The following is a 14,857-nucleotide window of genomic DNA, read 5'->3' on the forward strand; positions in this document are numbered from 1 at the left end:
ATTCAAACAACAAATTCAGGATGTGACTATGCCCGCTACCCAAGAACTGGCAAGAAAAGCTGCAGTGGACGACCACATCACGAAGGAAGTCGAACTCCTGATTCAGCGTTGCACGGCAGCTGGGATTTCCGCCGGCGAGGCACATGCCTCGCTGTGCTACCGCGTCTTTCGAATGAACATCGAGGCGGGCGCCGCCGAGGAAGCAGCGCGCGAGGGTCCGTTGAATCGACTCTTGCAGGACGCCTACGACTACCTGATGGCGGGCAAGAAGAAGCTTCACCTCGAGACGTGCGAGGCGTGGCTGCTCGCAAAATTCGGCGCCCGCATTGGCGATGTCGTTGAGATTAACCGGGACACCTGGGAGGAGCCGCGCCAGGTACTGGTGGACCGCTTTCGCATCCTGTGGATGAAGTACGACGGCCTGCAGACGGGCTATATGTGGTTTCAGGGGCCGTGTTCGGCGACTCCCGCTTTCATGCCTAGAAAGGAATCGGGCGAGCAGGGCGTCTCCGTGTTGACTCCGATTGAGGTCGTGAGCCCCAGCGCACGGATGCGCAACTTGTACCCGGACCGCTTCGCCCCTCGGATACGCCTGGACGACTGAACGGATTCCACCGCCAATAACAGATGAGCGCCCTTACGGCGCGCCTCATTTTCAATTTCTTGAGTTTCCATGAGAGAGCAACCAGCACGCCCGCACGTCTACCTGGCCGGGCCTGACGTCTTCTTCCCCGAGCGCGCCGAGATTTTCAAGGCGCTGAAGGCCCATTGCGAGCAGCTCGGGATGGTTGCCCTAGTGCCGTCCGATGGCGGCCTGCCGGACGGGTTCGGGGGCACCGAGGATGAAATCGCCCAGCGAATCTACGACGCGAACATCGAGCTCATCCAGCGCGCGGACGGCATTGCAGCCAACCTGGTGAACTTTCGGGGGACCGAACCGGATTCCGGAACCGTCTATGAGGTGGGCTTCGCTGTGGCGCTCAAGAAGCCGGTCGTTGCCTACGGCGTCCCTGCCGGCACTTACGCATCCCGAGTAGCCGCCACTCTTCCCTGCGAATCGGACGGCCGCGGTGGCCAGTGCGAAACCGCCACGAAGGTTCACGTCGAAGGCCTCGGGCAGCGCCTCAACCTCATGCTGTCGCGTTCCGCCGAGATTGCGCCGTCTGCGCGCGCAGCTCTAGACCGAATTGCCAGCCACTTCCAGCAGGTTGGGCTGCTTCAGGCCCAATAGATAAAGCTCGCTGGGTAGTTCAGTACCCCTTGTGGCGCTTAGTGAGTAATCGCAGTTGCATTCCGCGCGGAGAACGCCAGAAGCATCGCCCCGACGGCTTGAAAGCCGGCGGGGCGAAATAATCAGGCGGGGAAATCCGGCATTGGGCAGGGCGCTACATAGCGCCAGTAGTCGGAGTTCAGGTACAAGCCTGTTCCGACGTTGCCGGAATGGCTCCATTTGCGCGCCCCCGGATTCCATTGCGCAACGACCAAGCCGAAGGAATGGCCGTCCATGTCTTTGACCTCCAGCCAGTGATGCTCGGCGGTCTTCAAGTTCGGCGGAACGGGTTGCTGGGCTTTGCGAGCCGCGAGGTCGATTCGGGGGTGCAGCATGATTGAGGGGGTGAGTTGGCCTCCTTCGTGTAGCACCAAGGCGGGCCGCGCCCTCTGGGGGCGCCGCACACAGAAACAGGGCACATGTCCAACTTTCCCGTAGCTCAGACACACGAAAGTGAGACCCTTGCTCCTCGGCTGGAAGGCTCCGGCCAAACCCGACTCGCCTGGAGGGGCTGCTGTACGCGCCTGAAAAGGCGCGTAAACTGGACGTCCATACAGTACCGGAGCCCGTCATGGCCGCCCTTCTGGAATGGGCCGACGATGACGACGCGCCGGCCCTGCCGTCCCGCCGCGTCAAGCCCGTCCTGAAGCCGGGCGAGTTGCCCGCCTCCGTCGAGGCTGCCCTATGGCGCGGCGACCAGCTTGGCTCGCCTGTCACCAAGGTGGTTCCCACCGGCTTCGCCGCACTCGATGCAGAGTTGCCGGGCGGGGGTTGGCCGGCCCGCTCCCTGACCGAACTGCTCCAGGCCCAGCCGACCGTGCTCGAGTGGCGCCTGCTTGCCCCGGCAATGCGCCAGGTTGTGGCTGATGGCAAGGATATCGTCATCGTGGGACCGCCGAAGGCTCCCCACCTGCCAGGCCTGCGCGATGAGGGCATCGATGAGCGCCGAATGGTCTGGATTCAGGCGGCGACGCCGGCGGAGCGCCTATGGGTCACCGAGCAATTGGTGAAGGCGAACGCAGCCGGAATGCTAGTGGCCTGGCTCCCGCAAGCGCGTCAGGAGCAGATTCGACGGCTTCAGGTGTGCGCCCAGGGATGCGACAGCCCAGTGGTCCTGTGCCGGCCCGCCGCGGCCCAGCACGAGCCCTCCGCGGCGCCGCTGCGCCTGCAGGTGAGCTATGGCGTCGACTGGGAGCTTCAGGTGCACCTGCTGAAGCGCAAAGGCAGCACCCATGACGGCGTGCTGCACCTGCCGTCAATTCCCCGCGGCCTGGCGCCGCTCATCACGCCCCGGCTGTCGAAGCCGAGCGTGCTCCTCGCCGCGCGCAAGCCTCGCGTGACCGCTGGAGAACCATCAGATGCTCTGGGCAGCGTTACTTCCCGACAGCCAGCTCTCCGACACCCAGCGCACTGAAGCAATCCGTGGCCTGGCGGTCTGGTGCCTCCAGTTCACCCCGCGCGTCAGCATCATCGATGCGGCTTCCGCTTCTGCTGCGGTGGTGATGGAGCTGGAGGCGAGCGTGCGCCTGTTTGGCGGCAAGCGGAAGCTCGTCGAGCGGGTGAAAACCGAGGCGGAAGAGATGGGGGTGGGTCAGCTTGCCTGGGCCCCGACCAGTCTCGCCGCGGTGGCGGTCGCGCGCACGGGTCAATCGAACGGGTTTTCCAAACCCCTCCAGGCCCTGCTGGACGCCCTCCCCGTCGAAGTTCTGGCTTCCGCCGCGGCGCATGCCGCCATCCTTGAACGCATCGGATGCCAGACCCTCGGCCAAGTGCGCGCCCTCCCCCGTGGCGGGCTGAGCCGGCGCTTTGACAAGGAACTGTTGGGGGCTTTGGACCAGGCCTATGGCCTCAAGCCGGAGGCGCATGCCTGGGTGCAACTTCCCGACACCTTTGCTGCCAAGCTCGAGCTGATGTCTCGCATCGAGATGGCGCCGGCGCTTCTCTTTGGCGCCCGTCGGCTCCTGCTCCAGCTGTGCGCCTGGTTGGCCGCAAGGCGGTCCGGGACGACAGCTTTCACGCTGAAGTGGTGTCACGACGCGATGCGCGCCAAGGCAGCCGGAGATGGCGGCGAACTGTCGGTTCGTACAGCGGAGCCAACGCGCAACATCGAGCACTTGAGCCGATTGCTGGCCGAGAACCTGGCCAAGGTCGAGCTGCTGGCGCCCGTGGGGGACCTCGCACTGGTGGCAGACGACGTTCGCCCGCTCGAAGAAAACAGTTTTTCGCTGCTGCCTGAGACGCTACCGGACGGCGAAGGCCTGGCATTGGTGCTGGAGCGCATCGCCGCGCGGCTGGGGCCAGAGCGGGTCTTGCGACCTGTCATCCTGGAGGACCACCGGCCGGAATGGATGTGCCATTGGCAGCCTGCTCCGGACAAGCGCCCAAGGCAGGTGGCGCGCCTACTCGACTGCCCTCAGCCCACCTTCATCCTGCCCAAACCACTGCGCCTGGCCTCCCGTGAGTCACAACCCCTGTACCAAGGCCCCCTTAAGTTCTTGATAGGCCCGCATCGCATCGAGCATGGTTGGTTCGACCGGGTCGGTGAGAGCTTGACTGACCAGGCGTCGCCAGGAAAGGCCGCCACCTCCGACCAGGTCGAAACACGTCACGTTGCGCGTGACTATTTCGTCGCGCTGAGTGAGCATGCTGGCTTGCTATGGGTGTACCAAACCCGCCTTGCGAGCGAAGAAAGCGCATGGTTCCTCCATGGCGTATTCGCTTAATCGGGCGCACGACCCACCCGTTGCGAGATGCATCCGAGCTCAAAAGAAAGCCCCTACTCGAGGGGCTTGGAAGGAGTTCATCGGGTGCGCAGCAATGCGCGGACCCCGGGGTGTACGAGTCCTGGGGCGCTGCGGCAACTCGGCGTGGAGGTGCGGGGTTGAGGTACCCGCTGTGTTCCGACCCTGCGCCAAGCAGGCGGAGCACTCCATAGGTTTACGGGTCCGAAAGTCAATGCCGGCCATGAAACCGTCGGGGCGGAAGTAAGAGGCATGGATATTTCCTAGAGGGGGCACATGTCCTGTATAGAAAGTCGCGTCGCGACGCGTCGGGCCGCAGGCCCGAGCGGTGGCCCCGGCAGCGTCCCGAAGGTCCAAGGAAAAGCCGCCCTAGAGAGGGCGGCCGAAATGGTTACAGCAGCGGGATGTCGATGCCTTTGCTCTTCAGGAGCTCGTGGAAAAGTTCCGCCTCGATGGCCACCGCCAAATCATCGTCGAGGTTCGGCAGCAGCTGTGGTTCACCGACCGGCTTGCCTTCGACGGTGTAAACCTCGAGCCGCAGCGTGTTGGCGGCAGCCATGAAGCCCGCTGCTATCGGGTCCTCGGGGTAGGCAATTCGGATGCGGAAGTCGGGCAGGCCAGTCGAGCGCCGAACCGCGGCTTGCACCTCGGGAGAGCGGAGGACGAATCGATGCAGGCCGTCGTTAGGGGTCTGCGCCCCGCCCCCTCGGCACAGTCGGGCCAGGGTTCCGGTTGACTGCAAAGCACTGAACAAAGAGAAGTTCTTGACACTGAAGAGATGACTCATGGGGTTCCTGAAAGATGGACGTTGCCTGCCGGCCTATAGCCATGCGCTGTTCATCGGCCGAAGAAGCGAACCTCCTCAGCCGCGACATACCGTGCAGGCCGCGCTTTCAATTCCGAAGCGCCTCGTAGCCTGCTGGCTTGCAGCGGAACGTGCCGCCCTCACCTTTGGTCAGCACCATCGACTTGGTCGCATTACTGTTTATGACGGGGTACCACGCCGAAGTGTCAGCCAAAGCCTCGGGCTTCGGGGAATACGACAACGCCTTCGCACAACCTGAAGAGGTCTGAACATAGATGTCCAACCTCCGGTTGTCGTAGTCGATGGCAATGCCGTATGCCTTGTAGGTCTCCAGTTTCAGTCGAGCGTCGGTGGCGACCGAGTACCCCGCCGGGGTGTTGTAGCCCGCGCTGAACTGGGTCCAGTATCGCGAGGTTCCGCTTTGGTAGTCATAGAACACTCCTGGGGCGAGTGCCAAGGTGTTGGTAGCGCCAGGCGTGCTGCTCCCAATGCCAACTCCCACTTGCATCAGATTCGTCGCGTAGGTGTAGTAGTTGCGCGAGCCGTCGCCATTCGTCGTCGGGTTGACCACAGGCGGTGGCGATGCATCCGTCACCTCGAAGTACCATTTGCCGGCGCGAATCCCGCCGGCTGGCCCGATGCCCACGTAGTTGGGAGAAACAGCTGTGGCAATCAGATTGTCTTGCGAGAGGTTCCACGAGGCCTTGGGACGGAAGCGGGCAAAGCCTTGGCCGTCCGAAGCCACGGAGCCCGTGAGCTGCACGCTCTGCGAGGCGAAGCCGGCCCTGCTGACCGTCAGCGTCGCAGTGTGCCCGCTTGCGCCTGGCGTGCGCGATGGCCGGTACACCACGTTGACTGCCCCAGTGGCGCCGGCCAGCGAAGCGTTCACGGCTGCTGATTGGGCACCCTGCGAATCACTCCACAGGCTGGTACCCTGCGTACCAGCGTTGTCCGTCACGTTCACCACCGACAAGATGGAGAACTGGTCTGCATCCGGCCCACTGAGCTCGACCGTACCCACTTGGAGAGGTGTCGTGCCGGTGGTGCGCCGGATGTACACAGGCAAGGGCGCGGACACTTGTGCCATGCTCGACAGCGAGGCACCAAACTCATAGTCGGCAATGTCGGGACGCGATGACAGCTGCATCTCTGTTTGAGCCGCACCGTTCACGCGGAACGACGTCTGGCCCCCAGGCCCGTCGTGGAAGACGGTCAATGTCGCCGTATGCGCGCCGAGGGTGGTCGGGGCGAAGGTCACGTTGAGGCCGTAGTCACTAAGAACGGCTCCGCCGGCAACGTCAGCGCCGACGTACGGCGCGGCGCCTTCCGTCACGCCTGGCGCGGCGTAGGTGAAGAGCTGCGTCTTCGACGCACCGGTGTGATGGACAGCATAGACCGTCGTGACCGCAAAGGCCGGCGAGCCTTCGACCTTGAAGCCGCTGTAGGTGACGCGTCCGCGGGACCCGGCGACCCGAAGGTTGACAAGCTTCGTGCTGGAACCGAACGCACTGTTGGCAATGCTGGCCTGTGGTGCGAAATCCGGAATGAGTCCGTTGTCAGCAAAGTCCACCGTCGCGAAGACTCCCGTCACGTCACGCTCGCCCGCCCCGGAGAGGTCCAAAGTCAAGGGCGACGTGTTAGCCCCATTGTGGTCGATGAGCAATTGCGCGGCGTGTGCCCCTGCTTTGGTTGGCTTGAACTGCAGCCGCACGTTCAGATTGGTGCTGACGTTGTTCTGCTTCAGCGAGGTGGGCGAAACATCCTGGCCTGTGTTTTCTGCACTCGAGTAGTTTGTCCAGGTCGCGAACGTGAATGCAGATGCATCTGCGCCGACGATGCGCATGCGTGGCACGCTCGCGTAGCCGACCTTGTTGGTGTTCACGAGGTAGAGGTCCTTCAGCACCGTGCCTGCTGCCGCACCGGTCGGGCCGTTGTAAGTCGCGACCCCCATGTCGCCCGATGCAGCCGTAGGCTTCGAAACATTGGTACCAGAGAACTGCACGATGGGCTTAATGCTGCTGCCAGAGAGAAGGAACTCGGTCTTACCCCCTGGGCCCGTATGGAAAACCGTGACTTTGGCTGTCTCAGTGCCAACTTCGGTGGGCGCGTAACGCACCGTGATGCCCAGGTCCGTGACGGCTCCGGACTTGCTGATATCCTCGCCCGCCCACGAGAACGCATCTTCACGAACGACATCAGGGTTGTAGTTCTTGACGATGCCGCCATAGCTGGTCGTGCCCTTGGGGTACTTGTTCAACGAGCTAGTCACCCCAAAGCTTGGAGAGCCCTCAACCTTGAAGCCCGTGTAGGTCACTTGGCCCTTCGTTCCAGTGACGCGGAGATAGATGAGCTTGCTCGCCGTGGTTCCAGCAACTGTCACAGGGTACGGCGCCGGGGCTTGGACGGAAGTGGCGAGGTCGCTCACCGTGACGTTAACATCGCTCGCCGCCGTGCCGGAAATTGGCAGGACCAGGGGATTCGTGTTGCCCCCGTTGTGGTAAATGGCGACCTGCGCGGTGTGCACGCCCATGTGTGCAGGGAGGAACGTCACCTTGAAGTGAGGCCCTGTGCTGGTGGTCTGGACCATGCCTATCGGGGTTACGTCGTTCGCAGCCGGAGCCGTCCCCTGGCCTGTCCAACTCGTGAACTGGAAGCTGCTCGCATCGGGGCCGGTGATGACCATGCGGTTCACCCGCAGGCTACCGACGCCGGCGGTGTTCACCACGTAGTTCGTCAGAGTGGTGGGGGTGGGTGACGGATTGCTCGCGTTGTACGACACCACGCCAAAGTCAGAAATTGGTGGCGCGGGATTGGCCGCCAGGGCGCTGGCCGCTGAGAGGGCCGCAATGGGCTGCACGCCATTGCCGGTCAACAAGAACGTCGTCTTGCCGCCAGGCCCGTTGTGGGTCACCGTTACCTTTGCCACTTGCTGGCTAAGGCTGGACGGCTGGAAGGTGAACTTCAAGACTAGGTCCGTGTAGCCGCCAGTAGGAGCGACGTTCGCGCCCACGTAGTTGAATTCGGCACTGGCGACCCGGCTGTAGAACGCCGATGCAACGGCAGCCGTTCCGCCTTGGCGGACCAGGCCGGAACCGGTGAGTGCAATGTCCGTTGTCCCCTCGATTGAGGCACCTGTGTAGGTCACGGCACCCGCGGAACCCGTTGCCCGGAGGTAGAACGACCTTTCGTTCGAGGTGTTGCCAACAAGGGTGTCGGCAAACGGCGTTGGCTCAACGATGGTCGCGCTCGTGCCCTCGGACACGGCGAGCATCACATCACGCGAGGCCGTGCCAGACAAGGGCAGCACAACGGGCGAGATATTCATTCCGTCGTGGTAGACCTCGAGCTTTGCCTCGTGCGCCCCGAGCTTGACGGGGAAGAACTTGACCTTGAACGGCAGAGAAGCCGAAGCGGTGCCCTGGACCATTGCGGCCGGGGAGACATCGGGCGATGGGACGTAGCCCCCCGGCTGATTCGGGTACGACTCGATGGCGAATGCGGACGCATCGGCGCCCGTAATGCGCAGACGCGTCACCCTGAGCAGCCCCAGCGTGTTCCAATTTACCACATTCAGGGTCTTCGAGACGGAACCGTTGCTCGCATCACCGGGGGCGTTGAACCCAGCAACGCCAAGGTCGCCGCTGGCGGGCACATAGGGCGCGGCGGCCGTCGAGGAGAGGGCTGCCGCTGCACGGCGACCTTCACCCGTCAGGGTGTAAGTGGTCTTTCCGCCGGGGCCATCATGAAACACCGTTACCGTTGCCGTTTGCACCCCGGTGGTCGTGGGAGAGAACGCGAGCAGGGCACGCAGGTCGGACAGACCCATCGTGCGGGCGTCAGCGCCCACGAGATTCATGTTCACGTAGCGCGTCGAGGCCGGTTGCGCCTGCAACGCGCTTGAGCTCGTGCTACCCGTGTTCGTGAGACTCACCCCTTTGACCGAGAAGGCCTGCGAGCCGACGATTTGAATCGACTTCCAGGTGACCTGACCGAAGGTGCCGGTGTTGCGGACGTAGGTGTCCAGGGTCGAACTCGCGCCCACGCCCGTGACAGGGAATGGCGGAATGTCCGCGATGAATGGACCGCCCGAGGCCTGAACGGAGACGTCATACGCGCCGGTGCCTGTCAAGTTCACGACGGCTGGCTGCGCGTTGTCGCCGTTGTGCTCCACAACAAGCTGCGCCTCCTGGGCTCCTGCGCGCATGGGCGAGAAGGCAATTTCGACTAGGAGAGCCTCCGCGACGGACCCTTGGCGCATGTTCGCGGGGCGAACGTCCTGGGCCGGGAGCGTGCCGTCGGCGGTAGCCCGATAGGAGTACCCGGTGATGGCAAAACTCGCGGCGTCGGCGCCGATGATTGAAAGATGTGTTGCTTGCAGACGCTTCCCAGCATTGGAAGTGCTGACCAGGAAGAACTTGCGCTTGAGCGCATCGGACGTGAGCCCTGCGCCGTCGTTGAACGTCAGCGTGCCGAAGTCACCATTGGGTGCGACCACAGGATTTGCGGACGCCGTGCCAGAGAGCGCGGCGTAGCTGAAGTATTCGGCCACGCCGAATAGTGGCAGCTGTGCTCGGCTCCCCCCGTTGTAGTCAATGTTCAACTGAGCATTGAACGTGCCCTTCGCCTTGGGGGCAAAGGTCACCACAACGCCGAGGTGCGGGTACGTGCCCGAACCCGCGTCAACCGTGGCACCGGTGGCCGTGAGGCGGTCGCCCGAGATGCTTGCCCCGCTCGAGCTGTACGAGCCGCTGTTGCTCGACTTGCGGACCTCGGTGATAGCGAACTGCCCCGCATCCGCGCCGGTGATGGTCACGGTAGCCGCGTCAATGCGCGTGCCTGCGGCCTTCAGGACGTTGTTGAGGTAGATGATTTTCTGCTGCGTTCCATTCGCGCCACCCTCTTCGCTCATTGCGATGATGGTCGGATAGTTGCCGCTGACGAGGGCCATGGACCCTGCCGTGCCAGAGAGCGCGTAGTCAGCCTGCACGAAGGAGGCAGACAGGCTGACGGAGACCTGGGTGCCCGTAGGCCCACCCGTGGAGGCGGTGAGGGTGCCGGCGACCGTGCCTTGCGCGGCATTGGAGGCAAGCACCTCGACCGTGCAACTTGCACCGACCGCGAGTGGGGCGGGAAGTGCCGTTGGGCAGGTCCCGTTGGTGCCAATGGAGAACGTTCCGCTCGGTTCGGGGGAGAGGCCCACCAGCTGCGTCGGCAGGTCTCCTGTATTGGTCAATGTGAAGATGCGGCCATAGGTTGCGCCAACTGCGATGTTGCCAAATGCGCCCTGGCCCAGGAGCTTAAGCTTGCCTTGTGGCAGGACATAGGCCAGCCCCTTGGAGAGCGTCCCGTTGCCGACGGCGGTGGTGGCGACCACGTCGACAGTGCCTGCCTCCGGGGAGAGCCGCGCCGGCACGACGACTGTTGCGCTCGAGCCGTCTGCCGAGACGGACGTCACTTGAGCGGCTTGCCCGTCGACCAGGACCTTCATGCCCTCGGCGAAATCTCGGCCCTGCAGGAGGGTGGGCCAGCCGCCGGCGACGGAGCCGGTTGCAGGAGTTGTGCTCGCGATGACAGGGGCACCGGCGTATCGCAGGGCCTGCGGCAGCGTTGCGGTGAGGCCCGCGTCGTTCGTCATCGTGACGTCGACCACGCCAGTCGCGTGGGCAGGGGCCACGACGTCCAGCTGCGTGCTGCCACGTACCTGGATGGTGGATGCAGCAACGTCGCCAAAGAATATCCTTGTCGCGGCGGTGAAGCCTGCACCCAGGACGGAAACGAGAGTGCCGCCGTTGCTGTCGGCAATCGAGGGCGTCACGCGCGTGAGCTTGACCCCTTGGCCCGTGGCGCCGAGCGTCGCCGTCAGCGTCCCTGCGGTGGTCAGGACAGTCAGCGTGCTCGATTGAGGGCCAGCGGTGGTCGGAAAGACATTGAGCGCGATGTCGCAGGCCTCTCCCGCTCGCAGGGGCTGGCTGCATGCGTTGTTTTGCTGAAACCAGGTGTTGTCGGGGATACCGATGGAGTTGACCTTGACCGGGTAGGCTCCGGTGTTCTTCACCTGCACCACGCTCTCAGCGGTTCCGCCGACGTAGACCGTGCCGAAGTCGACGCTCGGTTGGCTCAGTGCGGCCTGCGGCAGCAGGCCTGTACCGGTCAGCGCGACATCCAGCGGGCCGCCGGAATTCGCCGTCTTCAGGCGGAGCGCGCCCGTCAATGCACCGCCAGACGCCGGCGTGAAGGACACGTACAGTGGACAGGATTGACCTGTTGCCAGGGGAGAGACGCAGTCGGACGAGACGCCGAAGCTCTCTGCGCCAGTAGCCATCGAGATGTCGTAGACGTTCAGAGGGCCGGTGCTCTCGTTTGTCAGCATGACGGTCTGGGCAGCGGAGCTTTCGCCAACCACGACCGAGCCGAACGCGAGGCTGTTCGAGTCAACCGATGCACGGGCGGTCGGACCGTTGCCTGTCAGAGGAATCGTCAGCCGATTGCCGGTCTGTGGCACCACCGCGAGGGCTGCCTCGTGAGCACCGCTTGCCTGCGGCGAGAAACGCACCGTGACCGAGCAGGCCTTGTCTTTGCCAAGTTGAGGGCCGCAGTCGCTGGTGAACGAAAAAGCGGTTTTGTTCAGTCCGTCCAGGGCGATGCTGGAGATTCCCACGCCACCCGGGCCCGGGTTGTAAATCGACACGACCTGCGCGGCGTGCTCGCCCATCGCAACTTGGCCAAAGGCCAGCTCGGTGGGCGTCGCGGCGACGCTGCCGAGCAAGCTGAGACCCGCGAGCGCCACCGAATAGGTGGGCATCGTCGGGTCGTTCGACGAAATCACCAACGTGCCCGCTTGTGCTCCTCCGCTGACGGGGTTGAATCCCACTTGGATTTCGCAGGTCGCGGACGGGGCCAGCTCCGGGCCGCACGTGTTCGACTGGGTGAAGGCACCGCTGATGCCGACACCACTCAGGGCCAGGCGAGCGTTGCCGGTGTTTTGGACGGTCACGGTCTGCTGCGGGGCCGTGGCGAGGAAGTCCACGCTCCCAAAGTCCAGCGCCGTGGGGGCGACCGAGATGCGCGGCGTCGGCCCCTGGCCCGTCAGGGCAACGGCAAGGGGCTGCTGATTCTCGGCGCGCAGGTTGAGCTGTGCCGTTACCAGGCCGTCTTTGCCCGCAAGGAATCGTACGGGAAGGTCGCAGTGGGTGCCCGCGGCGATTGGCTCCCGACAATCGGTCTCGCTTGACGTGAAGTTTGTCGGGTCCGTGGAGTCCACGGAGACCAGCGATACTGCTTCAGGCCCGGCGTTGGAGATGCGCAGTGCCGCAGTAGCAGGGCTGGCCGGCGTTGCTGCTCCGAAGGAGAGCGGGTTGGGCGAGGCAGTCAGCACGGCCGCGGGCACATGGTCGACCCCCTTCCCGTAGAGCAGGACCTCGCGCTGGACGCCGCCGGCCGTCGCTACGGTCAATGCCGCAGCATGCGGCTTCAGGGCCTGTGCGGAAAAGGCGACGCTGACAACACAGCTCTCAGAGGAGGCGAGCGTCGCGCCACAGGTCGTCGACGTCGTGAAAGCGGCTGCATCGGCGCCACTCAAGCTTGGCGCGTTGAGTGAGAGCGCTTCGCTGCCGGAATTCGACACCTGGATATCAGCGCTGGAGCCTTGGCCGACTTCGAAGGACCCGAAGTTGAGGTACCGCTTGTCGACGACCAACGCCTGGTCGGCCGTCAACCCCTCCCCGCTCAGGGAAGCCATCTGGACTCCCTGAGGCGAGTAGACGCGAAGGTAACCAGTTTCGCTGGCCGCTGCGGTGGGGGTGTATGTCACGGTTACGGTGCAACTCTCGCCCTTCGGCAGTTTTACGCCACACGTGTTCACCTGAGAGAACCCTGAGCCCTGGATGTTCACGCCAGAAATGAGCGCATTGCCGGCTCCCACGCTGGAGATGGTGATGTCCTCGGGCGCGGAGGACGAACCCATCGAAACCGAGCCGAACGCGAGCCGCGACGGAGTGAATTGCAACTCGCTGCTAAGGCCAACGCCTCTGAGGGACACGGAGGCGGCCGGATTCACCGGGTCATTCGAAACAACGAGCAGCTCGGTTTCTCGAGTGCCACTCCCGTTTGGCGTGAACTGCACGCGCACCGCGCAGGATGCGCCAGGGGCTAACGGCGACCCGCAACTGTTTTCCTGGTTGAACTCCACCGTGCTGGCGAGGCCGACGTTCGTGACCTCGAGCGGCGCGGAGCCGACGTTCGTCACCGTCACCTCTTGATAGTTGGAGGTGTCCCCCTGCGACATCGCCTCGAACTGGAGTGAGCCGGGGGCAACTTCCAGCACGGGTGCAGGCACATGCCCTTTGAGGTGAACGAGCAGGTTCTGCCCGGCCTGGGAGGCGATGACCAGGTCGCCGATGGACCGTTCCACGGAGCTGGCCGTGTATTGCACGGTCAGGTCGCAGTATTCCCCGGCTGCCAGCGGCGCGGTGCAGCCGGTCGTGACCACAAAGTTCGCCGAGTTCGTCGCGTACGTGTGCGTGACCTCCGCGACGTCCGGACCAGCATTCGTCACGCGCACGACGCGGCTCACCGCTGTGCCGAGCGTTGTCGTGCCGAAGTCGACCTCGGACATGTTCGTGCTGAGTTGGCCCTTGGCGGCAGACGAGACGCCCTTGCCAGACAAAGCGACAGTTTTGGTGAGCGTGGTCTGTCCGGCGCCCGTCGGGATGGCCAGTTGAGCGCTGAATGTTCCGACCACGGCAGGCGAGAACGCGAGGGCGAGCTGGCAGGTAGCGTACGCGGGAAGAGTTGCCCCGCAGGTCGAGCTGGACGAAAACAAAGCCGCGTCTGGGCCACCCAAGGTGGGCGAACCCAGCGTGAGCTCCTTGGTTCCGGCGTTGGCCAAGGTGATGGTCTTCGTCGCCGGCGCTTCACCGACAACGACGTCGCCAAGCGAGACGGAGTCGGGGGCTGACAAGCGGCCGTCCACGGCACCTTCGCTGGGGTCCGTGTGGTCGCCGCCGAAGCCGAGCATCCCAACGTCACGGATGCTGCCGTCCCCACTCTTCACGCGGAGCGCGCCCACGCGCTGCCCCATGGCGGTCGGTATGAAGTTCACGGCAACAATACATGCGGCGCCTGGGCTGAGGCTGGTGCTGCAGTTGTGGCTCACCTTGAAGTCGGAACCCCCGTCCAGGAAGTACATCTGGCTGATGATGGCAGGGACATTCCCGACGTTCTTGACTGCAAGCTGCTTGACCGTGCTCGTCGTGCCGAGCTTCCAGGTGCCGAAGTTCCAGCCGTTTTCCGAGATTTCTAGGTCCGTGAGGAGACGTACGGCGTTGCCGATGAGAGAGCCCTCGGCGCGGCTGTTCGAGCCCTGGAGCACCAGGCTTCCGAATTGTGGGCCGGCCTCTTGTGGCATGAAGCTGACCAGCATGGTGCACTCGCCATGTGCCGGCACGGTTGAGCAGGTCTTCTCCACGGCGAAAGGAGCCGTGGCGACCGCGGTCACGTCCGTGGCGGCGCCGCCCCCGTGGTTGACGACCTTGACGGGCAAGGTCCGCATTTGGGTGCGAGCCACGTCCCCAAAATCGGTGAGCTCGGGCTGAATCTCCAGGTCAGCCTGGCCCGTCAGCTTGATGTCGATTGGAATGCGATACCGGAAATCGGACGCGGCTGCGCTGAGCGCGGGCTGGAGGACAATGGTTGCACTGAGGAGCGCGCAGACGAAGCGCTTGAAGGACGGACGCATTTTTCTAGACAGTTCGGACAGCGGCCCCCTGACGGATTCCGGGGGCTTTGGGCCTATAGCCAGGGACCGTCTAGTGCGGGGTTTTAGGCCCCTTCTTTTCAGGCCCATCCGCGGCGCGCAGAGAGGGCACAGCCGCGTCCCTCGTTCGGGGCGGCCTGCGCACGCGCGACGAGCTCTTGGCGAGGAGTTGGCGGCGGTACTGAAGCGCGCGGTGCCAAGACCTCGCCCCACAGGGTGTTAGGGGCCGTTGCGGCGACCTTGGGCCTTCCGGAGGTCGGTGGCCGCCTGTGCCTGAAGTCGGTAGG

Annotated in this window: 7 protein-coding genes; 4 read left to right on the forward strand and 3 right to left on the reverse strand. The window is 64.1% G+C overall.

Annotated elements, in window-relative coordinates:
• Positions 1-64: 64 nt before the first annotated feature.
• Together G3W89_RS30005 and G3W89_RS30010 are read left to right on the forward strand one after the other, a co-directional pair.
• The gene (locus G3W89_RS30005; RefSeq protein ID WP_068674070.1) at positions 65-604 is read left to right on the forward strand and encodes a hypothetical protein; all 540 of its coding nucleotides are present in this window, start codon (positions 65-67) and stop codon (positions 602-604) included.
• Between the two features lie 69 nt (positions 605-673).
• Positions 674-1,231 (forward strand): nucleoside 2-deoxyribosyltransferase, encoded by a 558-nt coding sequence (locus G3W89_RS30010; protein WP_068674072.1) that lies wholly within the window; start codon positions 674-676, stop codon positions 1,229-1,231.
• Between the two features lie 122 nt (positions 1,232-1,353).
• On the opposite strand, the gene G3W89_RS30015 is transcribed toward G3W89_RS30010, so the two are convergent.
• The gene (locus G3W89_RS30015; RefSeq protein ID WP_146039558.1) at positions 1,354-1,545 is read right to left on the reverse strand and encodes a hypothetical protein; all 192 of its coding nucleotides are present in this window, start codon (positions 1,543-1,545) and stop codon (positions 1,354-1,356) included.
• Positions 1,546-1,841: 296 nt separating this feature from the next.
• On the opposite strand from G3W89_RS30015, the gene imuA reads away from it, so the two are divergent.
• Both imuA and G3W89_RS30025 read left to right on the forward strand, forming a co-directional pair.
• Positions 1,842-2,684 carry a translesion DNA synthesis-associated protein ImuA gene (imuA, locus tag G3W89_RS30020; protein ID WP_083944143.1) on the forward strand — a complete coding sequence of 281 codons (843 nt, stop codon included), beginning with the start codon at positions 1,842-1,844 and terminating at the stop codon, positions 2,682-2,684.
• Complete coding sequence (locus G3W89_RS30025; RefSeq protein WP_068674076.1) at positions 2,629-3,993, forward strand: Y-family DNA polymerase; 1,365 nt, start codon at positions 2,629-2,631, stop codon at positions 3,991-3,993. Before imuA ends, G3W89_RS30025 begins: the two co-directional genes overlap by 56 nt.
• A gap of 409 nt (positions 3,994-4,402) precedes the next feature.
• Here G3W89_RS30025 and G3W89_RS30030 read toward each other — a convergent pair whose 3' ends face one another.
• Together G3W89_RS30030 and G3W89_RS30035 are read right to left on the reverse strand one after the other, a co-directional pair.
• Positions 4,403-4,798 carry a hypothetical protein gene (locus G3W89_RS30030; RefSeq protein ID WP_146039557.1) on the reverse strand — a complete coding sequence of 132 codons (396 nt, stop codon included), beginning with the start codon at positions 4,796-4,798 and terminating at the stop codon, positions 4,403-4,405.
• Positions 4,799-4,904: 106 nt separating this feature from the next.
• On the reverse strand, positions 4,905-14,552 hold the full coding sequence (locus G3W89_RS30035; protein WP_162577721.1) for a choice-of-anchor D domain-containing protein: 9,648 nt from the start codon (positions 14,550-14,552) through the stop codon (positions 4,905-4,907).
• Positions 14,553-14,857 lie beyond the last annotated feature (305 nt).

This window comes from Variovorax sp. PBL-H6 (assembly GCF_901827155.1).
Lineage (GTDB): Bacteria > Pseudomonadota > Gammaproteobacteria > Burkholderiales > Burkholderiaceae_C > Variovorax.